Consider the following 23250-nt stretch of genomic DNA (forward strand, 5'->3'; position numbering starts at 1 on the left):
TCTCCCCGACATCACATCAGTATAGGCGCAACAGGACTACTGACGGTAGCCCTGCAGGAAACGGCCAAACTTATTGATCGCCATCTCCAGATCGTCAACGCGTGGCAGCGTGACGATTCGCAGGTGATCGGGCCACGGCCAGTTAAACGCCGTGCCCTGTACCAGCAGGACCTTCTCCTGCAACAGGAAATCCAGCACCATTTTCTGATCGTCGTGAATATTGAATTTTTTAGCATCAATACGTGGGAACATGTAGAGCGCGCCCTGCGGCTTCACACAGCTGACGCCGGGGATCTCGTTGATCAGTTCCCAGGCACGTTGGCGCTGCTCATAGAGCCGTCCACCGGGCACAATGAATTCACTAATGCTTTGGTAGCCACCCAGCGCAGTCTGAATCGCGTGCTGCGCCGGTACATTGGCACACAGGCGCATGGATGCCAGCATTTCCAGGCCTTCGATATAGCCTTTCGCATGCTTTTTAGGGCCGTTCAGCACCATCCAGCCCTGGCGGAAACCCGCGACGCGGTAGGTTTTAGACAGGCCATTAAAGGTGACGGTCAGTAAATCCGGTGCCAGCGCAGCGATAGAATGGTGCTGTGCCGCGTCATACAGAATTTTGTCGTAGATTTCGTCAGCAAAAATAATCAGGTTATGCTGACGGGCAATCTCAACCACTTCCATTAACAGCTCTTTGCTGTAAACCGCACCGGTGGGGTTATTGGGATTGATAATCACAATGCCACGGGTGCGCGGCGTGATTTTACTGCGGATATCATCAAGATCCGGGAACCAGCCTGCGGATTCATCACACAGATAGTGCACGGCCTTGCCGCTCGACAGGGACACGGCGGCGGTCCACAACGGATAGTCGGGCGCAGGCACCAGCATTTCATCACCGCTGTTCAGTAACGCCTGCATAGCCTGGACAATCAGTTCTGACACACCATTGCCGATGTAAATGTCCTCGACCGTAACGTCGCGCATATCGCGCGCCTGGTAGTGCTGCATAATGGCTTTGCGGGCAGAATACAGCCCTTTGGAATCACAGTACCCCTGCGCACTGGGGAGATTGCGGATGACATCAACCAGAATCTCATCCGGCGCTTCGAAACCAAAAGGTGCCGGATTGCCGATGTTCAACTTAAGAACTTTATTACCTTCTTCTTCAAGGCGTTTAGCCTCTTTTAAAACCGGCCCACGAATGTCGTAACAGACATTGTCCAGTTTGCCGGATTTATCAATTTGAAAAGTCATTGTGGCCGCCTTAATGTGCAGAATCCTTTTGCCTGCCGCTGAAAACAAACCTGCACAATGTACTCTCCTCAGGCCTACAAAAGAAGGGCAAGAAACGGTTTTGGCGTGTTCAGCATCTTTGTCTTCGGGCAGACGACGTAATGCATATTGGTTATCATGCAGTCCGGTTGAAACGTTTGGTTTATAAGGCTTTCCTGGTTTATTGTTCTGTGAGTAAAAGTTGAGCGCTGGGTAATGTCTGCTTTTATTATGCCGATAATGAACCTGAAGGCCGTGACACAATCTGAGTGTGCGCAATGCGTCATGAGCGAAATAGTTTAATTATGCTTTATTAATGCATAAAATTTGCGCGGCTTTGACCACAGTTAATCAGAGTAACCTGAAAAACAACGGTTGCTCTTGATGTTAACGCATTTATATCTAAGGTTTTTTTAACGATTATTAAGGCCGACAGAAATAATGCAGAGCATCTTCAATGCATGTTTCGACAATGAAAAGTCGTATTTACTGTTTTCCGGCAGGTTACGTCCGCTCAGGAGGGACAAGGATGAATGTAAGATGCGATTTGATCAAAATATGCAATGCTTTTCATAAAAACATTTCCATTTTGCGGTCAAAAATGATTAAGTATAATTTACTATTTGATGAGATTAAACGCTACACACCGTTAGCGTATTCCAGACCTGTTTACCCCTGCTTAACCGCATTTTGGGGGTAGAAAAAAGACAACTACACAGCTTCCCGCATTTTTGCATCCCGTGCCTTCGGCACAGAAGTTGTCTCTGTCTTCAGGAGCCGGTTTCCTTGTTTTGCAGGGAAGTTCCGTCTTCCTCCGTAAGTAAATTTTATGTCGGCCCTTTGCCGGGACGCCATGAAGCATCATTACCGCTTATCGCTTTGATAAGCATGTAATAACACCAGGATAGTAGTTCTTAAAAATCTAATAAGTGAAGAAAAAAACATGACTAATGCAAATCGTCCGATACTCAATCTCGATCTCGATCTGCTCCGAACTTTTGTTGCTGTTGCTGATTTGAACACCTTTGCAGCCGCCGCTGCTGCGGTGTGCAGAACGCAATCGGCAGTAAGTCAGCAGATGCAACGTCTGGAACAACTGGTTGGTAAAGAGTTGTTTGCCAGACATGGCCGCAACAAGTTGTTAACAGAACACGGTATTCAGCTTCTGGGCTATGCCAGGAAAATCCTGCGTTTTAACGATGAAGCCTGTACTTCCCTGATGTACAGCAACATCCAGGGCGTACTGACGATTGGCGCTTCTGACGATACGTCCGACACCATTCTGCCATTCCTGTTAAACCGCGTGACCTCTGTCTATCCAAAACTGGCGATTGATGTTCGCGTGAAACGCAATCCCTTTATGATGGAAATGCTGAACCAGGGCGAAGTCGATTTAGTTGTCACGACCTCCAGCCCGGGTAACTTTACTCACCAGGTCCTGCGCACGTCGCCGACCTTGTGGTACTGCGCGGCGGATTACGTGTTCCAGCGTGGGGAAGCGATTCCACTGGTATTACTTGATGAGCCAAGCCCGTACCGCGATATGGCGATTGACCATCTTAATGAAGCTGGTATTCCGTGGCGTATCTCCTACGTTGCATCAACCCTGGCGGCCGTGCGCGCTGCGGTGAAAGCAGGATTAGGTGTAACGGCGCGTCCGGTAGAAATGATGAGCCCGGAATTGCGTGTCATGGGTGCCGCTGAAGGCTTACCGGTATTACCTGATACGCAATATCTGCTGTGTCGCAATGCTGACAGTGATAACGAGCTGGCGCTGGCGATCTTTAATGCTATGCAGTCTACGCACGATCCTTACAACATGGTGGCCAATGCCGATGGCACATTGTTGCTGGATGATGAAGAGTAAATACCGCATTCTTTTGCAAAAAATGCGCAATTTAGCAGCACGATAACCTCTGTAAATACGCCTCTTGTCCTGTAAAAAGGACAGGGGGCTTTTTTTTAGGCTTTTTCTTGCGCAAAAAAACCGATTTTCGAGGTGTTGTCTTTACTTGCTGTCAGCCACCCGCAATCGAGCGGACGTGAGAGAAGGACGTCTGTAAAATGTGAAATAGTTGATTCGAATCAGTCTGATAACTGCTGAAATTTAACACAAAAAAGATAATTCTGTGTTCTGGATCAACAAAATAGCCATTCCAAAGGGAAGGAAAAGCCTGAAAATCCTGTCAAAATATGGGGGTTAAATGCACGATCCATGCGCGCAAATACCCGCTACACTAAAATTACCCTTACAGACTGAAGCGATTTAGCTGGAAACACGCGCATCATATGTTAATAATATGATGCAGGTGTAAAATAAAGTTTGGATACTTTTGTCTAAGTTGACAAAAGGTTATAGAAAGGAGTAAAAAACCCCATAAAATTGCTGCTTATTTCAGAGTAACAGCAAAATTTGTAAGGTTTTTATCCTTCCCTTTGAATCGATGTGGTGAGTTTGCTGCCAGAACCCGAGCAGGATGCCAGCGCCACTTTTGATGAGTAAGCAAAGAGTATGTTAACTACCACCGAAATCATCGCTCAGCATTGGGCATTCGTCGTTTTTATCGTCATTGCATTTGGCCTCTGTGCGTTTATGTTAACCGGAGGATGGCTGCTTGGCGGCAGAGCGCGTGCCCGTTACAAAGACACACCTTTTGAGTCCGGCATTGAATCTGTCGGTGATACTCACCTCCGCTTGTCAGCAAAATTCTACCTGGTGGCGATGTTCTTCGTTATCTTCGACGTAGAAGCTCTCTTTTTATACGCATGGGCGACTTCAATCCGCGAAAGTGGATGGATCGGCTTTGCGGAAGCCGCAATTTTCATTTTGGTGCTCCTGGCGGGCTTGGTTTATCTGGTGCGCATTGGCGCGTTGGACTGGACGCCTGCACGCCGCCGAATCGTGGTTAAAACTCCCACGGTAAGTCACACCAATCCTCACAAGCAGTAAAAGAGAGGCAATAAGATGGACTATACGCTCACCCGCATAGACCCAAACGGTGGTGAGAACGACCGTTACCCTCTGCAAAAGCAGGAAATCGTCAGCGATCCGCTGGAGCAGCACGTTCATCGCAGCGTTTACATGGGCAAGCTCGAACATGCCCTGCACGACATGGTGAACTGGGGACGTAAAAATTCCCTGTGGCCGTACAACTTTGGTCTTTCCTGCTGCTACGTTGAGATGACGACCTCTTTCACCGCCGTGCACGATGTGGCGCGCTTTGGTGCTGAGGTTATGCGTGCTTCTCCACGTCAGGCTGACTTTATGGTGATCGCCGGTACGCCATTTACCAAAATGGCCCCGGTGATTCAGCGTTTGTACGATCAAATGCTGGAGCCGAAATGGGTCATTTCCATGGGTGCCTGTGCCAACTCAGGCGGCATGTACGATATCTATTCTGTCGTGCAGGGCGTGGATAAGTTCCTGCCGGTTGACGTTTATATCCCAGGCTGCCCGCCGCGTCCTGAAGCCTATATGCAGGCGCTACTGCTGCTGCAGGAGTCGATTGGCAAAGAGCGTCGTCCCCTGTCATGGGTGGTCGGTGATCAGGGCGTTTATCGTGCCAATATGCAGTCTGAGCGTGAACGTAAGCGTGGCGAACGTATTGCAGTAACCAACCTGCGTACACCAGACGAAGTTTAAGTTAACCGTATGGATGGAATTCGTGCCTGCAGCAGACAACATCACAAATTAATGCATGGCACCATCCTGACGCCTTCATTTGAGCGCCTGTTATCAGGCCGGAATGGTGAGTAACGTATGACAGATTTGACCACGCAAGATCTCGCTCAGCCACTATGGCAAACCCGCGATCACCTGGATGATCCGGTGATTGGCGAGCTGCGTAATCGTTTTGGGCCGGATGCCTTTACCGTTCAGGCCACCCGCACCGGTATTCCGGCGGTGTGGATAAAGCGTGAACAGCTGCTGGAAATCATTACATTCCTGCGTAAATTACCTAAGCCGTACGTCATGCTCTATGACCTGCACGGCATGGACGAACGTTTACGTACCCACCGCGCAGGTTTACCTGACGCGGATTTTTCCGTTTTCTACCACCTGCTGTCGATTGAACGCAATCGCGACATCATGCTCAAGGTGGCTTTATCTGAAAACGATATGCATGTGCCGACCATCACCACTATTTTCGCCAATGCCAACTGGTACGAGCGCGAAACCTGGGAGATGTTTGGCATCACCTTTGATGGTCACCCGCATCTGACGCGCATTATGATGCCGCAGACCTGGGAAGGGCATCCGCTGCGTAAGGATTATCCCGCGCGCGCGACCGAGTTCGATCCTTTTACGCTGACGAAGCAGAAAGAAGATCTGGAAATGGAAGCGTTGACGTTCAAGCCTGAAGACTGGGGCATGAAACGCAGCACCGCCAATGAAGACTTTATGTTCCTCAACCTCGGTCCAAACCACCCCTCCGCGCACGGTGCTTTCCGCATCATTTTGCAACTGGATGGTGAAGAGATCGTCGACTGCGTCCCGGACATTGGTTATCACCACCGTGGCGCGGAGAAGATGGGCGAGCGTCAGTCCTGGCACAGCTACATTCCTTACACCGACCGTATCGAGTACCTCGGTGGCTGCGTCAACGAAATGCCTTACGTACTGGCGGTAGAAAAACTGGCCGGTATCGTTGTCCCTGACCGCGTTAATGTGATTCGCGTTATGCTCTCCGAGCTGTTCCGCATTAACAGTCACCTGCTGTACATCTCCACCTTTATTCAGGACGTCGGTGCCATGACACCGGTGTTCTTTGCCTTTACCGACCGCCAGAAAATTTATGACGTGGTTGAGGCGATTACCGGTTTCCGTATGCACCCGGCCTGGTTCCGTATTGGCGGTGTGGCACACGACCTGCCGAATGGCTGGGAACGCCTGCTGCGTGACTTCCTGGACTGGATGCCGAAGCGCCTGAAAGAGTACGACAAAGCGGCGCTGCGCAACACGGTACTGATGGGACGTTCACAAGGCGTGGCGGCCTACAATATGGAAGAAGCGCTGGCATGGGGCACCACAGGTGCGGCTCTGCGCGCGACCGGTCTTGATTTTGACGTGCGTAAATGGCGGCCATATTCAGGCTATGAAAACTTCGACTTCGACGTGCCCGTGGGTGCCGGTATCAGTGATGCCTACACGCGCGTGCAGCTGAAAATGGAAGAGATGTGGCAGTCGCTGCGTATTCTTGAGCAGTGCCTGAACAACATGCCGGCAGGGCCGTTTAAAGCGGATCATCCGCTGACCACGCCGCCGCCGAAAGAGCGCACGCTGCAGCACATTGAAACCCTGATCACTCACTTCCTGCAGGTGTCATGGGGCCCGGTTATGCCGGCCAATGAATCCTTCCAGATGATTGAGGCGACCAAAGGGATTAACAGTTACTACCTGACCAGCGATGGCAGCACGATGAGCTATCGCACACGTGTGCGTACGCCGAGCTTCCCGCATCTGCAACAGATTCCTTCGGTAATCCGTGGCAGCCTGGTATCCGATTTAATCGTGTACCTCGGTAGTATCGACTTTGTTATGTCAGACGTGGACCGCTAATTATGCACGATCAACACATTGCTATTAAAACGATCGACCCCAACGAGGTCTTCGTGCTGAGTGCGGAAGAGCACCATGCGATTGAGCACGAAAAACACCATTACGAAGATGCACGCGCCGCGTCAATTGAAGCGCTGAAAATCGTGCAGAAGCAACGCGGCTGGGTACCCGACGGCGCAATTCACGCCATTGCAGACGTGTTAGGTATTCCGGCCAGCGACGTAGAAGGTGTTGCCACTTTCTATAGTCAGATTTTCCGTCAGCCGGTTGGCCGCCATGTGATCCGCTATTGCGACAGCGTGGTATGCCACATTACGGGTTTTCAGGGAATTCAGGCTGCCCTGGAAGAAAACCTGAATATCAAGCCGGGTCAGACGACAACCGATGGTCGCTTTACGTTGCTGCCAACCTGCTGCCTGGGTAACTGCGATAAAGGCCCAACCATGATGGTGGATGAAGATACGCACGTTCATCTGACGCCGGAAGGCATCGCCTCTTTGCTGGAGCAGTATCAATGACAATTAAACAGATCATTCGTACTGCCGAAACCCATCCCCTGACATGGCGCATGCGTGACGATCAGCAGCCCGTTTGGCTGGATGAGTATCGCAGTAAAAACGGTTATGCCGGTGCAGAAAAAGCCCTGAAAGGCATGGCACCGGATGAGATCGTGGCGCTGGTGAAAGATTCCGGCCTGAAGGGACGTGGTGGTGCAGGCTTCTCTACCGGTTTGAAGTGGAGCCTGATGCCGAAAGACGAATCCATGAACATCCGTTACCTGCTGTGTAACGCCGATGAGATGGAGCCGGGCACCTATAAAGACCGCCTGTTGATGGAGCAAATGCCTCATCAGCTGGTGGAAGGCATGCTGATCAGTGCGTTTGCCCTGAAAGCTTACCGTGGCTATATCTTCCTGCGTGGCGAATACATTGAAGCTGCGGTGCACCTGCGCCGCGCTATCGCCGAAGCCACCGAAGCCGGTTTACTGGGTAAAAATATCCTGGGCTCAGGGTTCGATTTCGAACTCATCGTGCACACCGGTGCCGGCCGCTACATTTGTGGTGAAGAAACGGCCTTGATCAACTCGCTGGAAGGGCGTCGTGCTAACCCACGTTCTAAGCCACCTTTTCCGGCGAGCGCTGGCGTCTGGGGTAAACCGACCTGCGTCAACAACGTTGAAACGCTGTCAAACGTGCCAGCTATTCTGGCCAACGGGGTTGAATGGTATCAGGGCCTGTCAAAGAGCGATGATGCCGGTACGAAACTGATGGGCTTCTCAGGTCGGGTAAAAAACCCCGGCGTCTGGGAGCTGCCGTTTGGTATCACTGCTCGTGAAATCCTTGAAGACTATGCGGGCGGCATGCGCGATGGCCTGCGCTTCAAAGCCTGGCAGCCGGGCGGTGCAGGAACAGACTTCCTGACCGATCAGCACCTGGATCTGCCGATGGAGTTCGCCAGCATCGGTAAAGCAGGCAGCCGCCTGGGTACTGCCCTGGCTATGGCCGTCGACCATGAAATCAATATGGTTTCACTGGTGCGCAACCTGGAAGAGTTCTTTGCTCGCGAATCCTGCGGCTGGTGTACGCCATGCCGTGATGGTTTGCCGTGGAGCGTGAAGATCCTGCGCGCGCTGGAGCAGAAAAAAGGCCAGCCGGGGGATATCGAAACCCTGGAGCAGCTTTGCCGCCAGCTCGGCCCGGGCAAAACCTTCTGTGCTCACGCACCTGGTGCCGTCGAACCGCTGCAAAGCGCCATTAAATATTTCCGTGAAGAGTTTGAAGCCGGCATCGCGCCGCAGGTGTTTGGTAATACCCGAGCTATCGGTGGTATTCAGCCAAACCTGCTGAAAGCGCGCTGGTAATTCGCCGTTATCCACGGGAGCTGGCCCTGTGCCGCCGTTCCTGCTGCAGTGTGCAGGGACAAGAATTTGATTAACGCTCGTTTATGACGAGCCTTACGGAAGCATGTCACTATGGCTACAATCCATGTAGACGGTAAAGAATATGATGTGAACGGAGCGGACAACCTGCTACAGGCATGTCTGTCTCTGGGCCTTGATATTCCTTATTTTTGCTGGCATCCGGCGCTGGGAAGCGTGGGTGCCTGCCGCCAGTGTGCGGTAAAGCAATTCCAGAACGCTGAAGATACCCGCGGCCGCCTTGTCATGTCCTGTATGACGCCGGCGTCTGATGGCACCTTCATCTCTATTGATGATGGCGAAGCGAAAGAGTTCCGTGAAAGCGTGGTCGAGTGGTTGATGACGAACCACCCGCACGACTGTCCGGTATGTGAAGAGGGCGGTAACTGTCATCTGCAGGATATGACGGTGATGACCGGCCACAGCTTCCGTCGCTATCGCTTTACCAAACGCACCCATCGCAATCAGGATCTTGGCCCGTTCATTTCGCATGAAATGAACCGCTGTATTGCCTGCTATCGCTGCGTGCGTTACTACAAAGATTATGCTGATGGCACCGATCTGGGCGTTTATGGTGCCCATGACAACGTTTACTTCGGCCGCCCGGAAGACGGCACCCTGGAAAGCGAGTTTTCCGGTAACCTTGTCGAAATCTGCCCAACCGGCGTCTTCACCGACAAAACCCATTCTGAACGCTATAACCGTAAATGGGATATGCAGTTCGCGCCAAGCATCTGCCAGCAGTGCAGCGTGGGTTGTAACACCAGCCCGGGTGAGCGCTATGGTGAACTGCGCCGCATAGAAAATCGTTATAACGGTAGCGTTAACCACTATTTCCTGTGTGACCGTGGTCGCTTTGGTTACGGTTATGTGAACCTGAAAGATCGTCCTCATCATCCGGTGCAGTTACGTGGCAGCGACCGCGTAACGTTGAATGCAGAGCAGGCGGTGAACGTCGGTGCTGATGTTCTGCGTCAGGCGAAACGTGTGATTGGTATTGGCTCACCGCGCGCCAGCATCGAGAGTAACTTTGCGCTGCGTGAACTGGTCGGGGCCGAAAACTTCTCTACCGGTATGCCTGCAGGTGAGCAGGAGCGCCTTGAGCTGCTGTTAAAAGTGCTGCGCGAAGGTGGGATTTATACGCCGTCGCTGCGCGAAATTGAAAGCTATGACGCGGTGCTGGTGTTGGGTGAAGACCTGACGCAGGTCGGCGCGCGCGTTGCCCTGTCTGTTCGCCAGGCGGTGAAAGGCAAGGCCCGTGAAATGGCCGCTGCGCAGAAAGTCGCAGACTGGCAAATCGCGGCCATCATGAATATCGGTCAGCACGCTAAGCATCCACTCTTTGTTACCAACGTCGATGAAACGCGTCTCGATGATATTGCCGCATGGAGCTACCGTGCCCCAGTGGAAGATCAGGCACGTCTTGGATTTGCCATCGCCAATGCGCTGGACGAAACCGCCCCGGCCGTAAGCGATTTCGACCCTGCGCTGAACGGCAAGCTGGATGTGGTGGTACAGGCTCTGGCGGGTGCGAGAAAGCCGCTGATTATCTCCGGCGTCCACTCCGGCAGCCGCGCCATGATTGAAGCCGCAGCAAACGTGGCGAAAGCGCTTAAAGCACGCGGCGCAGAGGTGGGTATTACCTTACTGGCAAGCCATGCGAACAGCATGGGGCTGGGCCTGATGGGCGGAAACACCCTGGACCACGCGCTGGAGCAGCTGCAAAGCGGCGAAGCCGATGCGGTCGTCGTGCTGGAAAACGATCTTTATCGTCATGCGCCAAAAGCGCAGGTCGATGCCGCGCTGAATCATGCCGCTAATGTGATCGTGGTTGATCATCAACGCACCGCCACGCTGGAAAAAGCCGGACTGGTTCTTTCCGCTGCCAGCTTCGCAGAAAGTGACGGCACCTCGATTAACCATGAAGGCCGCGCACAGCGTTTCTTCCAGGTCTACGATCCTGCCTATTACGACAACAGCATCGTGATGCTTGAAAGCTGGCGCTGGCTGCATTCACTGCACAGCGCGCTGGAAAGCCGTCACGTTGACTGGACGCAGCTCGATCATGTTATTGACGCCGTGGTCGCCAGCCTGCCACAGCTTAAAGGCATTAAAGAAGCTGCACCGGATGCCAGCTTCCGTATTCGTGGTCAGAAACTGGCGCGTTCACCGCACCGTGCCAGTGGGCGTACCGCCGCGCGCGCTAATATCAGCGTGCATGAGCCGCGTCAGCCACAGGATCAGGACACCATGTTTGCCTTCTCTATGGAAGGGAACAACCAGCCGAGCGCACCGCGTTCGCAGATTCCGTTTGCCTGGGCACCCGGCTGGAACTCACCTCAGGCATGGAACAAATTCCAGGATGAAGTGGGCGGCAAACTGCGTCACGGCGATCCCGGCGTTCGCCTGTTTGAAGCCAGCGAGGCGCAGTTAGCCTGGTTCAGCAGCGTACCAGGTGCTTATGCCACCACCGGTCAGTTCCGTGTCGCCCCTTACTACCAGTTGTTTGGTAGTGAAGAGATGACGCAGCGTGCGCCGGTAATCCAACAGCGTATGTCGGCACCGACCCTGGTGCTGAACCCGGATGATGCGGCTAAGCTGGGCGTGAACAGCGGCGCATCCGTGGAATTAACCTGTGCCGGTGAAACCGTTCGCTTACCTGTGCGCTTCTCTTCTTCGCTGCAGGCAGGGCAGGTGGGCCTTCCACTCGGTCTGCCAGGCGTGCCGCCATTCCTGGCGAATGCAAAAATTGATTCTCTGCAGGAGGCGGCGCAATGAGCTGGTTAACTCCGGGTGTTATCGACATTCTGATCGCCGTGGGAAAAGCGCTGGTGATTCTGCTGGTTGTCGTGGGCTGTGGTGCGTTTATGAGCTTCGCCGAGCGTCGTTTGCTTGGTCTGTTCCAGAACCGCTACGGACCAAACCGTGTAGGCTGGGGCGGCTCATTGCAGCTGGTTGCGGACATGATCAAGATGTTCTTTAAAGAGGACTGGGTTCCCCCCTTTACAGACCGCTTTATCTTTACCCTGGCGCCGGTAATTGCTTTTGTGTCACTGCTGCTGGCGTTTGCCATCGTACCGGTATCACCGACCTGGGTCGTCACTGACCTGAACATCGGGTTACTGTTCTTCCTGATGATGGCAGGCCTGGCGGTCTATGCGGTGCTGTTTGCTGGCTGGTCGAGTAACAACAAATACTCGCTGTTAGGTGCCATGCGTGCTTCTGCCCAGACGCTGAGTTATGAAGTGTTCCTGGGGCTGTCGCTGATGGGCGTAGTGGCACAGGCGGGCTCGTTCAATATGACCGATATCGTCAACAGCCAGACGCACCTGTGGAACATCATCCCGCAGTTCTTTGGTTTTCTGACCTTCTGTATTGCGGGCGTCGCAGTGTGCCACCGTCATCCGTTTGACCAGCCAGAAGCTGAGCAAGAACTGGCCGACGGTTACCACATTGAATATGCCGGTATGAAGTTTGGCCTGTTCTTTGTGGGCGAATACGTTGCGATTACCACCGTTTCAGCGCTGATTGTTACGCTGTTCTTCGGTGGCTGGCATGGGCCTTTCCTGCCGCCATTCATCTGGTTCGCCCTGAAAACGGCGTTCTTTATGATGATGTTCATCCTGATTCGTGCTGCGCTTCCGCGTCCACGCTATGACCAGGTGCTGTCGTTCGGCTGGAAAGTGTGTCTGCCGTTGACGCTGTTGAACCTGCTGGCAACCGCCGCAGTCATTCTGTATACAGCGCAGTAAGGGGTAAACAAATGACATTAAAAGATATTGTCGTAGGCTTCGGCACGACAGTGCGCAGTATCTGGATGATAGGCATGCATGCCTTCGCGAAACGCGAAACCCAGATGTATCCGGAAGAGCCGGTCTACCTGCCACCACGCTATCGTGGTCGTATTGTACTGACCCGCGATCCCGACGGGGCAGAGCGTTGCGTTGCCTGTAACCTTTGTGCAGTAGCCTGCCCGGTAGGCTGTATTTCACTGCAAAAGGCCGAAACAAAAGACGGTCGCTGGTATCCAGAGTTCTTCCGCATTAACTTCTCACGCTGCATTTTCTGCGGTCTGTGTGAAGAGGCCTGCCCAACCACCGCTATCCAGCTGACGCCGGATTTCGAACTGGGCGAGTTCAAGCGTCAGGATCTGGTGTATGAGAAAGAAGACCTGCTGATCTCGGGGCCGGGTAAATATCCGGAATACAACTTCTACCGCATGGCAGGTATGGCGATTGACGGTAAAGATAAAGGTGACGCTGAAAACGAAGCGAAACCCATCGACGTCAAAGGCTTATTACCTTAAGGAGCAAGGCATGGAATTTGCGTTTTATCTTTGCGGACTGGTGGCGGTAGTGACGACGTTACGCGTTATCACCCACACTAATCCGGTACATGCGTTGCTGTACCTGATCGTTTCGCTGTTATCGGTGGCTGGCGTCTTTTTCTCCCTGGGTGCCTATTTTGCCGGTGCGCTGGAAATCATCGTTTATGCCGGTGCCATTATGGTGCTGTTCGTGTTCGTCGTGATGATGCTCAATCTGGGCAAAGCCACTGAAAAACAGGAACGCGAATGGCTGAGCCCGTCATTGTGGATTGGTCCCGGACTGGTTTCGTTTCTGCTGTTAGCGGTCATGATTTACGCCATCATGACAGCGCATGACCAGGGCATTGACGGTAAAATCATCGACGCGAAAGCGGTCGGTATTAGCCTGTTTGGCCCTTATGTCCTGGCGGTTGAACTGGCGTCAATGCTGCTGCTGGCCGGTCTGGTGGTGGCCTTCCATCTGGGACGCGAAGAGCGTCAGGGTGAAGTGCTGAGCAACCGTTCAAACGAAGCCGCGCAGGCGAATAAGGAGCAAGCATGATTCCGTTACAACATGGATTGATTCTGGCCGCGGTGCTGTTCGTCCTTGGACTGACCTCGCTGGTACTGCGCCGTAACCTGCTGTTTATGCTGATCAGCCTTGAAATCATGATCAACGCTGCGGCCCTGGCACTGGTCGTCGCGGGCAGCTACTGGGGACAGGCCGATGGTCAGGTGATGTATATTCTGGCAATCAGCCTCGCCGCAGCGGAAGCCAGTATTGGTCTGGCCCTGCTGCTTCAGCTCTATCGTCGTCGTCAGACGCTGAACATTGATATTGTGAGCGAGATGCGCGGATGAATCTTCTCTATTTAACTGTCTTGTTTCCGCTAATCGGCTTTTTGCTGTTAGCGTTTTCCCGTGGTCGCTGGTCAGAGAATTTATCGGCTGCTGTGGGAATGGGATCGGTGGGGTTAGCCGCACTGACGACCGTTTTTGTTGGCTTCGACTTCTTTGCTAACGGGCAGCAGGTCTTCACTCAGGCGCTGTGGACCTGGATTCACGTGGGCAATTTCAACATCCAGGTCAATCTGACCCTGGATGGCCTGTCACTGACCATGCTGTCGGTGGTCACCGGCGTCGGTTTCCTGATCCATATGTTCGCCTCCTGGTACATGCGTGGCGAAGAGGGCTATTCCCGCTTTTTCGCCTATACCAACCTGTTTATCGCCAGCATGGTGGTTCTGGTGCTGGCGGATAACCTGATGCTGATGTATCTGGGCTGGGAAGGGGTAGGGTTGTGCTCCTACTTACTGATTGGCTTCTACTACAGCAATCCAGAAAACGGCAAAGCGGCGATGAAAGCTTTTATCATCACGCGCGTCGGCGATGTGTTTCTGGCCTTTGCCCTGTTCATTCTTTACAACGAACTGGGTACGCTCAACTTCCGCGAAATGGTTGAACTGGCACCGGCACACTTTGCCGCCGACAATCACATGCTGCAGTGGGCGACCCTGATGCTGTTAGGCGGTGCGGTCGGTAAATCTGCCCAGCTGCCTTTACAGACCTGGCTGGCGGATGCAATGGCAGGTCCAACCCCGGTATCGGCACTGATTCACGCCGCGACCATGGTGACGGCGGGTGTGTACCTGATTGCCCGCACACATGGCCTGTTCCTGCTGACGCCTGAAGTGCTGCATCTGGTCGGCATTATCGGTGCCATTACCCTGGTGCTTGCCGGTTTTGCCGCGCTGGTGCAGACGGACATCAAACGTGTTCTCGCTTACTCCACCATGAGCCAGATTGGCTATATGTTCCTGGCGCTGGGCGTACAGGCGTGGGATGCCGCGATTTTCCACCTGATGACTCACGCCTTCTTTAAAGCCTTACTGTTCCTCTCTTCAGGTTCGGTTATTCTGGCCTGCCACCACGAGCAGAACATCTTTAAGATGGGCGGACTGCGTAAAAGTATCCCGCTGGTTTATACCTGCTTCCTGGTCGGCGGCGCGGCGCTGGCGGCACTGCCGCTGATTACCGCAGGTTTCTACAGTAAAGATGAAATCCTGTTTGGTGCGCTGGCTAACGGTCATCTTAACCTGATGGTTGCGGGTCTGGTGGGGGCGTTCCTGACCTCAATCTATACCTTCCGCATGATCTTCATCGTGTTCCACGGCGAAGAGAAAATTCATGCTCATGCGGGTAAAGGCATTACCCATCATCTGCCGCTGATTGTACTGCTGGTGCTCTCCACCTTTATTGGCGCATTAATTACCCCACCGCTGGCGGGTGTTTTACCGGCTAATGAGTTTGGTGAAAACGGTAAAGTGACGCTGGAGATCGCTTCTGGTCTGGTCGCGGTTGCCGGCATCGTTATTGCTGCCGCACTCTGGCTGGGCAAGCGTCAACTGGTTACCCGCATCGCCAATAGTGGCCCGGGCCGGTTCTTTGGCACCTGGTGGTTCGCCGCCTGGGGCTTCGACTGGCTCTACGATAAAGTGTTTGTCAAACCTTACCTGGGCATTGCGTGGCTGTTGAAACGCGATCCGCTTAACGGCTTGATGAACCTGCCTGCGTTGCTTTCACGTATCGCCAATAAAGGTCTGGTGGTGAGTGAAAACGGTTATCTGCGCTGGTACGTGGCGTCGATGAGCGTGGGTGCTGTCGTGGTTCTGGCCCTGTTGCTGGTAATTTAAAGATTGATGAGCGGGTAGGTGTGAAAACTTACCCATTAAGAATGTCAAAGATTGTCTGATGTAAGGGCGTAATCGGCGCAGCCCGTTTCGCCACCGCCAGCGCACAGCAACCGGAGCGTACTGAAGTACGTGAGGATTGCGAGCACTGCCGGGGGCGAAACGGGCAAGTGAGATAGCCCGAGCCAGGACAAAAAAAAGGGAAGTATGCCGTGTTATTACCTTGGCTAATTTTCATACCCTTCTTCGGTGGTTTTATCTGCTGGCTCACCGAGCGCTTCGGCGCGAAGGTGCCACGCTGGATTGCCCTGATCACCATGGGGCTGACGTTGGCGCTTTCACTGCAGCTCTGGTTGCAGGGTGGCTATTCACTGACGCAGGCAGCGGGTATTCCGCAGTGGCAATCGAGCTTCTCAGTACCCTGGATTCCTCGTTTCGGCATTAATTTCCATTTAGCGCTTGATGGCCTTTCGCTGTTAATGGTGGTGCTGACTGGACTGCTCGGCCTGATGGCGGTGCTGTGTTCATGGAACGAGATCGAGAAGTATCAGGGATTCTTCCATCTTAACCTGATGTGGATTCTGGGCGGCGTTATCGGTGTGTTCCTTGCCATCGACATGTTCCTGTTCTTCTTCTTCTGGGAAATGATGCTGGTGCCGATGTACTTCCTCATTGCACTGTGGGGACATAAGGCATCGGACGGTAAGACACGTATCACCGCCGCCACCAAATTCTTTATTTATACCCAGGCGTCAGGTCTGGTGATGCTGATTGCGATTCTGGCGCTGGTGTTTGTTCATTACAACGCTACCGGCGTCTGGACCTTCAACTACGAACAGTTGTTGAAAACGCCAATGTCGCACACCGTTGAATATCTGCTGATGCTGGGCTTCTTTATCGCGTTTGCGGTGAAAATGCCGGTTGTGCCGCTGCACGGCTGGCTGCCGGATGCGCACAGTCAGGCACCGACAGCCGGTTCAGTTGACCTGGCGGGTATTCTGCTGAAAACCGCAGCCTATGGTTTGCTGCGCTTCAGCCTGCCGCTGTTTCCCAACGCCTCGGCTGAGTTTGCACCTGTCGCGATGTGGTTAGGTATTATCGGTATCTTCTACGGCGCATGGATGGCGTTCTCGCAGACTGATATTAAACGACTGATTGCCTACACCTCGATTTCACACATGGGCTTTGTGCTGATTGCGATTTACACCGGTAGCCAGCTGGCTATGCAGGGCGCAGTGGTACAGATGATTGCGCACGGTTTGTCGGCGGCGGCACTGTTCATCCTGTGTGGACAGTTGTATGAGCGTCTGCACACGCGTGACATGCGTCAGATGGGCGGTCTGTGGTCGCGTATCAAATGGATTCCGGGTTTATCACTGTTCTTTGCTGTCGCCAACCTGGGGATGCCGGGCACCGGTAACTTCGTGGGTGAGTTTATGATCCTCACCGGCAGCTTCCAGATCGTCCCTGTCATTATTGTGATTGCGACCTTTGGTCTGGTTTTCGCTTCGGTTTATTCGCTGGTAATGATGCAGCGTGCCTATTACGGTGAAGCGAAATCTAAAGATCCACTGCCGGGAATGTCGGCACGTGAATTCATGACCATTGGCGTGCTCGTGGTTCTGCTGGTGCTGCTGGGTATTTATCCACAGCCGATTCTGGATACCTCACATGCTGCAATGAGCAATATTCAGCAGTGGTTTACCGCTTCAATTTCAACTACAAGGCCGTAATTCGCCATGACAATAACTCCTCAACAATTGATCGCGTTGCTGCCGCTGTTAATCGTCGGATTGACGGTGGTGGTTGTGATGCTGTCCATTGCCTGGCGACGCAACCACTTTGTTAACGCCACGCTAACGGTGGTTGGCCTGAACCTGGCTCTGCTGTCACTCTACTTTGTGGGCCATGTCGGGGCGATGGACGTCACGCCGCTGTTGCGCGTCGACGCTTATTCGATGTTCTATACCGCACTGGTGATGCTGGCCAGCCTGGCAACCTGTACCTTCGCCTATCCGTGGCTGGCAACATTCCCGGATAACAAGGACGAGTTCTATCTGCTGGTATTGATTGCCGCGCTGGGCGGTATTGTACTGTCAGCCTCTAACCACCTTGCGTCGCTGTTTATTGGTATTGAACTGCTGTCTCTGCCGCTGTTTGGGTTGATTGGTTACGCGTTCCGCCAGAAACGTTCTCTGGAAGCGGCCCTGAAATACACTATCTTGTCGGCGGCAGCATCGTCTTTCCTGCTGTTTGGTATCGCGCTGATTTACGCTGACTCCGGCAACCTGGGCTTTGTCAGCCTGGGCAAAAGCCTCACTGACAGCATGATTCAGGAACCGCTGTTGCTAGTGGGCCTGGGTATGCTGATTATCGGTCTGGGCTTTAAGCTGTCGCTGGTGCCGTTCCACCTGTGGACGCCAGACGTGTATCAAGGCGCGCCTGCACCTGTGTCAACTTTCCTGGCAACCGCCAGTAAAATTGCCATTTTTGGTGTTGTCATGCGTCTGTTCATGTACGCGCCGGTCACGGACAGCGAAGCCGTGCGGACGGTACTGGGCATTATCGCCTTTGTTTCCATCCTGTTCGGTAACCTGATGGCGATTTCGCAGAGCAACATCAAGCGTCTGCTCGGTTACTCGTCTATCGCCCATTTGGGTTACCTGCTGGTCGCGCTGATTGCGGTTAAAGATCATCAGCTGTCGTTGGAAACCTCTGGGGTTTACCTGGCGGGTTATCTGTTCAGCAGCCTGGGTGCGTTTGGTGTCGTGAGCCTGATGTCGAGCCCGTATCGTGGCCCGGACGCCGATTCACTGTACTCCTACCGTGGTCTGTTCTGGCATCGTCCGATTCTGTCTGCGGTAATGACCGTAATGATGCTGTCACTGGCCGGTATTCCAATGACGCTGGGCTTTATCGGTAAGTTCTACGTTATTGCCTCAGGTGTCAGTGCTCACCTGTGGTGGCTGACCGGTGCGGTCGTGGTCGGTAGTGCGATTGGCCTGTATTACTATCTGCGCGTTACCGTCAGTCTGTACCTCAGTCCACCAGAACTGCTGAGCCGCGATACGCCAGCGAACTGGGCTTTCACCGCCGGTGGTGTTGTGGTGCTGATTTCTGCGATTCTGGTGCTGCTGTTGGGTGTTTATCCACAGCCGTTAATCAGACTGGTACAAATGGCCCAGCCGCTGATGTAAGTTTACGCCGTTACACTGAATCAGGCCTCCGGGCCTGATTTTTTTTGCCTTGATCCTGTCCCGTCAGCCCGTTGGTCAGTTCAAACCCGCTTGCTTCTACTGATGCGTCCACCTTCCCGTTATAAAATGCATATCTTCATTCTGTTTCCATAGTTTCCTGCTGAAATGGGCCATACCTTGCTATCAGGAGTACCCGCTATGGATCGTCGCCGTTTTCTGACAGGTTTGGCAGCTGCATGGGTTGCCGCCAGGAGTACCGGTTCCAAGGCTCAGCCATCCGCTTACTCTCAAAGGGTGGTGCCGCTCTGGCCTGGCACACCGCCGGGCGGCGGGGGACCGGAAGGCCAGATCGAGACGCTGCCTTCAGGGGCGCAACGTCATATCGCCATCCCGACCTTAACGGTGTTAAGTCCCAGCGTGTCGAACGGTCATGTTGTTCTGATAGCCGGAGGCGGCGGCTATCAGCGCATTGAGATGGCAAAAGAGTCCTGGCCTGCAGCGCGCTGGTTAACCGCACGCGGCTATACCGCAGCGGTGCTGCGCTACCGTCTTCCCGGTGAGGGCTGGACTGATGGGAATGAAGTGGCCTTACAGGACGCCCAGCGCGCGCTACGGCTGTTAAGGCCGCAGGCAAAGCGGTTAACGGTGCTGGGTTTTTCAGCCGGTGCGCATCTGCTCGGGATGGCCGTGACCCGGCATCAGCTGCACAGCTACCCAGCCATGGATGCCCTGGACAGCACGCCCGCTTATGCTGATGCTGCTGCGTTGATCTATCCGGTCATCACCCTGGAAGCGCCTTATACGCACACGGCAACGCACCGTATGTTAGTCGGTGCGCATGCCACGGCGGCAGAAGATGCAGCCTGGTCAGTGCAGAATTATGTGACATCAACATCGCCCCCTTTTTTTCTGGTCCAGGCCGAGGACGATCCGGTTTCCGATCCCCATAACACACTGATTATGGCACGTGCCTGCCAACAGCATCAGGTTGACGTGGAGATGTATCGTTATCTCACGGGCGGTCATGGGTTTGGCATGGGAAAACCCGGAACGCCCACGGTCGCCTGGCCTGGGCATTATCAACGCTGGCTGCAGAAAGGGTAGCATTGTAGATTAGTGTTATTGCGCCGCCGGGCAGTCAGCCCATTGTGATAAGGATAAGAGATGCAAATCAGTTGGCTGGATCTTCACCAGCAAGCCATAACCGTACCGCAGCTTTATGCGGCGCTGGTCCTGCGCTGCAAGGTGTTCGTGGTGGAGCAAAACTGTGCCTATCTGGACATCGATGGCCTGGATTTGCAGGCCGATAACCGCCATGTGTTGGGCATGGCGCAGGGTGAACTGCTTGCGTATGCCCGCATCTTGTCACCGGATGGCCCGCAGGCAGACGTCACCATCGGGCGCGTGATCGTTTCTGATAAGGCGCGTGGTCTGAATCTGGGAAACCAGCTCATGGCGCAGGCGATAGCCAGTTGTGAACAGCACTGGCCGGGACATTCGCTGTTTCTTTCCGCCCAGGCGCATCTCCAGGCTTTCTATCAGCGACATGGCTTTGTGGCGGTCAGCGACAGCTATCTTGAAGATGGCATTGCCCATATTGATATGCGCAGAGCAGAACAGGCTGGTGAATGAGTCTGCCTGTGCACTGGGCGAAACGGAGCAGGTTTGAAAAGAGAGGCGCGCTGACGGGTGCGCATTCACCACGCGCTGCAGGAGATGATGGGCAAAAAAAATGCATCCCGGCAGAGCGCCTGGGATGCATTTAGGTCAAGCCTGAACGATTAACTCACCGTCATCTGACGGTCATCAACGTATTTACGCTGATCCGGCGGCGGCGGAACGTACTGATAGAGCCAGGTTTCACTCAGGGTTTCCTCTTTTGTCCGCAGGAACAGACGCATTTCAACCGGTTTGACGGCGTCGCTGTTGGGATACCAGTCGAACAGAATGCGGTAGCCCTTGATGGGTTCGACATAGAGAATCTCAACCTGTTTGAAGGTGCCGGATGAAACGGTAATTACCGGCTCAATCCCTTTCGCGGCCGCGGCCTGCAAATCACCACCGATGAAATCGATAGCAAAGCGACGGCACCAGACATCCGGGAAGTGCTCGCCGGGTGCCCAGCCTTCAGGGAAACCACCGATGCCGGTACGGGTTGCATCCACGCGCGCCAGATCGCTCTGTACAGGCGGCAGGGCACTCCAGTAAAGCTTGTAGGCAAAACTGTATTCGCTGCCGGCTTTAATGGGCTCAGCGGGCTGCCAGAAGCAAACAATGTTATCGAGCGTTTCACCGGTCGTTGGAATTTCCATCAGGTTGATGGCGCCTTTGCCCCATTTGCCTACTGGTTCAACCCACAGGCTCGGACGTTTGTTATACCAGCCGATAACGTCCTGATAATTCTCGAAGTCATGGTCAAGCTGCAGCAGACCAAAACCGCGTGGGTTTTCATCTTCATAGGCGTTGAACTGCAAACGCTGAGGATTATTCAACGGACGGGCAATCCATTCCCCTTTACCGCTCCACATCGCCAGGCGATCGGAGTCGTGAATCTGTGGGTGATAGGTATTACACATGCGACGTTCGTTGGTGCCGCAGCTGAACATGCTGGTCATCGGCGAAATGCCTAACTGGCGAATATCCTTGCGGGCAAAGAGATGGTTTTCAATCTCCATCACCACGCGTTCGGCTTCGCAGTGAATGACAAACTTATAGGCACCGGTAACGCTGGCTCCGTCCAGTAAGGCATAGCAGGTAAAAGTGGTGTCTTCGGCTTTCGGCGTTTCAAACCAGAACGCCGTAAAGTCGGGGAACTCTTCCTGACCATTACTGAACGTGTTGATTGCCACGCCACGGGCGGACAGGCCGTACTGATAAGTGTCATCGACCGCACGGAAGTAACTGGCACCCAGGAAAGAGACGATATCCCGGCGGGCCAGCTCAGGCTTTTTAAACGCGCGGAAGCCCGCAAAGCCAAGATCGGTTTTGCCTTCCAGCTGTTTGGTGTCGACTTTGGCATCGTTGTAATTAAACAACTCAGGACGGAAATGAATTTCACGTGCTTCACGGCTGGCGCTGTCCACGGAGAACATGCGGATGCGGCGTTTGAATCCCATTCCTACGTGAAAGAACTGCACATCCAGTTCGCGATTGGGAATATTGTTCCACAGAGAGTGGCTGGCATCATACTGAATGTCGTTGTATGCCTGCGGTGTCAGGGTCGCCAGCGTGGGTGGAAGAGGGCCGGGTGCGCCGCCCCAGGGTTTTTTAGCCAGCGCGGCCGCATTCTTCTTCAACTCATCGAAATCGAAGCGTACTGCGGTTCCGTCAGCAATGCCATCGTCTGCCCAGGCGGATTGCGCGAACAGCGTCGATAAACCTGTCATACCGCTTACCGCGGAGAAGGCCATTGACGCTTTCATAAACATTCTTCGATTCATGCCAGAGATCATTCCTTAGCTGTTCGAGTTTGTTGTGACTGTCGTGTCAGTACATTGTTATGCACATGGCCTGATTATTACAGGCAACAGCAGGGTACGACAGTCGGCGTAGAGAAAAATTCAGTTCGCTAAAATTTATCAGATAAATCAAATAAGCGAAGCGAAATTACGGCCAGCAGGCCATCTCTTACACTTCTTTGCGTAGCGCTCAGCGTGACACAGATTGACTTGCGTTCGGTTTACTTATGCTGATTTTCAGGCGATTCCTGGTCGGGTTCCGCGCAAAGCCCTATTTTATGGCTATAGTTACCTTTGTGCTTTGCAATTCACATGGAGGAAATGATGGTAAAACAGACTGAACCTTTCGAAACAGGCTATGACGACGATATCGCACTGCTGACCGAAACGCTGGAAGAAGTGCTGAAGTCATCAGGCGATCCGGCCGACCAGAAATATATCGAACTCAAAACCAAAGCTGAACGAGCGCTGGAAGATGTAAAGTCACGTGTTAGCCAGGCATCCGATAGCTACTACTATCGTGCTAAGCAGGTGGCTTACCGTGCTGATGACTACGTACATGAGAAACCGTGGAAAGGCATCGGCATCGGTGCGACTGCGGGACTGATTTTAGGCTTGCTGCTGGCTCGCCGTTAATCGTAACGCGCACTACATCGCGTACAACGGGCAGGCTTCGTCCTGTCCGTTTTGTTTTTTGAATTCCGGCTTCTTCGCACCCGCATGTTAGTCCCGCTGTTTTACTCTCCCGCCTGTCCCGCCTGAAAAGGTTTTATTCCGTGCTAAATCCGCCTTACAGATTGTGTTTTACGCAGGGGCTTCCTAAAGTGAAGTGACTGGCACAAGGAGAAA

Annotated in this window: 19 protein-coding genes; 17 read left to right on the plus strand and 2 right to left on the minus strand. The window is 53.5% G+C overall.

The window, feature by feature from the left end:
- Positions 1-36: 36 nt before the first annotated feature.
- Positions 37-1254, minus strand: coding sequence for a pyridoxal phosphate-dependent aminotransferase (locus QNH99_RS07665; protein ID WP_063880299.1), 1218 nt, complete (start codon positions 1252-1254; stop codon positions 37-39).
- 961 nt (positions 1255-2215) lie between these two features.
- On the opposite strand from QNH99_RS07665, the gene lrhA reads away from it, so the two are divergent.
- The 16 genes from lrhA (at position 2216) to QNH99_RS07745 (ending at position 20575) form a co-directional block, all read left to right on the plus strand.
- Positions 2216-3139, plus strand: a complete 924-nt coding sequence (lrhA, locus tag QNH99_RS07670) for a transcriptional regulator LrhA (RefSeq protein WP_013026515.1) — start codon at positions 2216-2218, stop codon at positions 3137-3139.
- 645 nt (positions 3140-3784) lie between these two features.
- The gene (locus QNH99_RS07675; RefSeq protein WP_410517515.1) at positions 3785-4222 is read left to right on the plus strand and encodes an NADH-quinone oxidoreductase subunit A; all 438 of its coding nucleotides are present in this window, start codon (positions 3785-3787) and stop codon (positions 4220-4222) included.
- Between the two features lie 15 nt (positions 4223-4237).
- A complete protein-coding gene (locus tag QNH99_RS07680) occupies positions 4238-4915 on the plus strand; it encodes a NuoB/complex I 20 kDa subunit family protein (RefSeq protein WP_006120026.1) in 678 nt (225 codons plus the stop codon).
- A gap of 117 nt (positions 4916-5032) precedes the next feature.
- A complete protein-coding gene (nuoC, locus tag QNH99_RS07685) occupies positions 5033-6832 on the plus strand; it encodes an NADH-quinone oxidoreductase subunit C/D (RefSeq protein WP_410517516.1) in 1800 nt (599 codons plus the stop codon).
- Between the two features lie 2 nt (positions 6833-6834).
- Positions 6835-7350, plus strand: a complete 516-nt coding sequence (gene nuoE / locus QNH99_RS07690) for an NADH-quinone oxidoreductase subunit NuoE (protein ID WP_013026512.1) — start codon at positions 6835-6837, stop codon at positions 7348-7350.
- A 2-nt stretch (positions 7351-7352) separates the two neighbouring features.
- Entirely contained in the window at positions 7353-8693 is a 1341-nt protein-coding gene (gene nuoF, locus QNH99_RS07695) for an NADH-quinone oxidoreductase subunit NuoF (RefSeq protein WP_172823930.1), read from the plus strand.
- Between the two features lie 111 nt (positions 8694-8804).
- Entirely contained in the window at positions 8805-11528 is a 2724-nt protein-coding gene (gene nuoG, locus QNH99_RS07700) for an NADH-quinone oxidoreductase subunit NuoG (RefSeq protein ID WP_218995459.1), read from the plus strand.
- Positions 11525-12502 (plus strand): NADH-quinone oxidoreductase subunit NuoH, encoded by a 978-nt coding sequence (gene nuoH / locus QNH99_RS07705; RefSeq protein WP_096010880.1) that lies wholly within the window; start codon positions 11525-11527, stop codon positions 12500-12502. The genes nuoG and nuoH overlap by 4 nt, the downstream gene beginning before the upstream one ends.
- An 11-nt stretch (positions 12503-12513) precedes the next feature.
- Positions 12514-13056 carry an NADH-quinone oxidoreductase subunit NuoI gene (gene nuoI, locus QNH99_RS07710; RefSeq protein WP_006120020.1) on the plus strand — a complete coding sequence of 181 codons (543 nt, stop codon included), beginning with the start codon at positions 12514-12516 and terminating at the stop codon, positions 13054-13056.
- Between the two features lie 10 nt (positions 13057-13066).
- Positions 13067-13618, plus strand: coding sequence for an NADH-quinone oxidoreductase subunit J (nuoJ, locus tag QNH99_RS07715; RefSeq protein WP_063880292.1), 552 nt, complete (start codon positions 13067-13069; stop codon positions 13616-13618).
- Positions 13615-13917, plus strand: coding sequence for an NADH-quinone oxidoreductase subunit NuoK (nuoK, locus tag QNH99_RS07720; RefSeq protein ID WP_013026506.1), 303 nt, complete (start codon positions 13615-13617; stop codon positions 13915-13917). The genes nuoJ and nuoK overlap by 4 nt, the downstream gene beginning before the upstream one ends.
- Complete coding sequence (gene nuoL, locus QNH99_RS07725) at positions 13914-15749, plus strand: NADH-quinone oxidoreductase subunit L (RefSeq protein ID WP_063880291.1); 1836 nt, start codon at positions 13914-13916, stop codon at positions 15747-15749. Before nuoK ends, nuoL begins: the two co-directional genes overlap by 4 nt.
- 209 nt (positions 15750-15958) lie before the next feature.
- Positions 15959-17479, plus strand: coding sequence for an NADH-quinone oxidoreductase subunit M (gene nuoM / locus QNH99_RS07730; protein WP_063880290.1), 1521 nt, complete (start codon positions 15959-15961; stop codon positions 17477-17479).
- A 6-nt stretch (positions 17480-17485) separates the two neighbouring features.
- Positions 17486-18943: an NADH-quinone oxidoreductase subunit NuoN gene (nuoN, locus tag QNH99_RS07735; RefSeq protein ID WP_063880289.1), complete on the plus strand. Its 1458-nt coding sequence runs from the start codon at positions 17486-17488 to the stop codon at positions 18941-18943.
- A 198-nt stretch (positions 18944-19141) separates the two neighbouring features.
- Positions 19142-20047, plus strand: a complete 906-nt coding sequence (locus QNH99_RS07740; RefSeq protein ID WP_241567729.1) for an alpha/beta hydrolase — start codon at positions 19142-19144, stop codon at positions 20045-20047.
- A 60-nt stretch (positions 20048-20107) separates the two neighbouring features.
- Positions 20108-20575 carry a GNAT family N-acetyltransferase gene (locus tag QNH99_RS07745; protein ID WP_241567728.1) on the plus strand — a complete coding sequence of 156 codons (468 nt, stop codon included), beginning with the start codon at positions 20108-20110 and terminating at the stop codon, positions 20573-20575.
- A 149-nt stretch (positions 20576-20724) separates the two neighbouring features.
- On the opposite strand, the gene QNH99_RS07750 is transcribed toward QNH99_RS07745, so the two are convergent.
- On the minus strand, positions 20725-22383 hold the full coding sequence (locus QNH99_RS07750; RefSeq protein WP_241567727.1) for a glucan biosynthesis protein D: 1659 nt from the start codon (positions 22381-22383) through the stop codon (positions 20725-20727).
- 342 nt (positions 22384-22725) lie between these two features.
- Here QNH99_RS07750 and elaB point away from each other — a divergent pair, with 342 nt between their 5' ends.
- Positions 22726-23037 (plus strand): stress response protein ElaB, encoded by a 312-nt coding sequence (gene elaB, locus QNH99_RS07755; protein WP_063880285.1) that lies wholly within the window; start codon positions 22726-22728, stop codon positions 23035-23037.
- Positions 23038-23250: the final 213 nt, after the last annotated feature.

This window comes from Pantoea allii (assembly GCF_046529425.1).
Lineage (GTDB): Bacteria > Pseudomonadota > Gammaproteobacteria > Enterobacterales > Enterobacteriaceae > Pantoea > Pantoea allii.

What these genes read in the sequence shown, in the direction of transcription:
- QNH99_RS07740 (WP_241567729.1), top strand. Translation starts at nt 19,142, where the DNA reads ATGGATCGTCGCCGTTTTCTGACAGGTTTGGCAGCTGCATGGGTTGCC.
- elaB (WP_063880285.1), top strand. Translation starts at nt 22,726, where the DNA reads ATGGTAAAACAGACTGAACCTTTCGAAACAGGCTATGACGACGATATC.
- nuoH (WP_096010880.1), top strand. Translation starts at nt 11,525, where the DNA reads ATGAGCTGGTTAACTCCGGGTGTTATCGACATTCTGATCGCCGTGGGA.
- QNH99_RS07745 (WP_241567728.1), top strand. Translation starts at nt 20,108, where the DNA reads ATGCAAATCAGTTGGCTGGATCTTCACCAGCAAGCCATAACCGTACCG.
- nuoG (WP_218995459.1), top strand. Translation starts at nt 8,805, where the DNA reads ATGGCTACAATCCATGTAGACGGTAAAGAATATGATGTGAACGGAGCG.
- nuoN (WP_063880289.1), top strand. Translation starts at nt 17,486, where the DNA reads ATGACAATAACTCCTCAACAATTGATCGCGTTGCTGCCGCTGTTAATC.
- nuoE (WP_013026512.1), top strand. Translation starts at nt 6,835, where the DNA reads ATGCACGATCAACACATTGCTATTAAAACGATCGACCCCAACGAGGTC.
- nuoI (WP_006120020.1), top strand. Translation starts at nt 12,514, where the DNA reads ATGACATTAAAAGATATTGTCGTAGGCTTCGGCACGACAGTGCGCAGT.
- nuoJ (WP_063880292.1), top strand. Translation starts at nt 13,067, where the DNA reads ATGGAATTTGCGTTTTATCTTTGCGGACTGGTGGCGGTAGTGACGACG.
- QNH99_RS07680 (WP_006120026.1), top strand. Translation starts at nt 4,238, where the DNA reads ATGGACTATACGCTCACCCGCATAGACCCAAACGGTGGTGAGAACGAC.
- QNH99_RS07675 (WP_410517515.1), top strand. Translation starts at nt 3,785, where the DNA reads ATGTTAACTACCACCGAAATCATCGCTCAGCATTGGGCATTCGTCGTT.
- QNH99_RS07750 (WP_241567727.1), bottom strand. Translation starts at nt 22,383, where the DNA reads ATGAATCGAAGAATGTTTATGAAAGCGTCAATGGCCTTCTCCGCGGTA.
- nuoC (WP_410517516.1), top strand. Translation starts at nt 5,033, where the DNA reads ATGACAGATTTGACCACGCAAGATCTCGCTCAGCCACTATGGCAAACC.
- lrhA (WP_013026515.1), top strand. Translation starts at nt 2,216, where the DNA reads ATGACTAATGCAAATCGTCCGATACTCAATCTCGATCTCGATCTGCTC.
- nuoL (WP_063880291.1), top strand. Translation starts at nt 13,914, where the DNA reads ATGAATCTTCTCTATTTAACTGTCTTGTTTCCGCTAATCGGCTTTTTG.
- QNH99_RS07665 (WP_063880299.1), bottom strand. Translation starts at nt 1,254, where the DNA reads ATGACTTTTCAAATTGATAAATCCGGCAAACTGGACAATGTCTGTTAC.
- nuoK (WP_013026506.1), top strand. Translation starts at nt 13,615, where the DNA reads ATGATTCCGTTACAACATGGATTGATTCTGGCCGCGGTGCTGTTCGTC.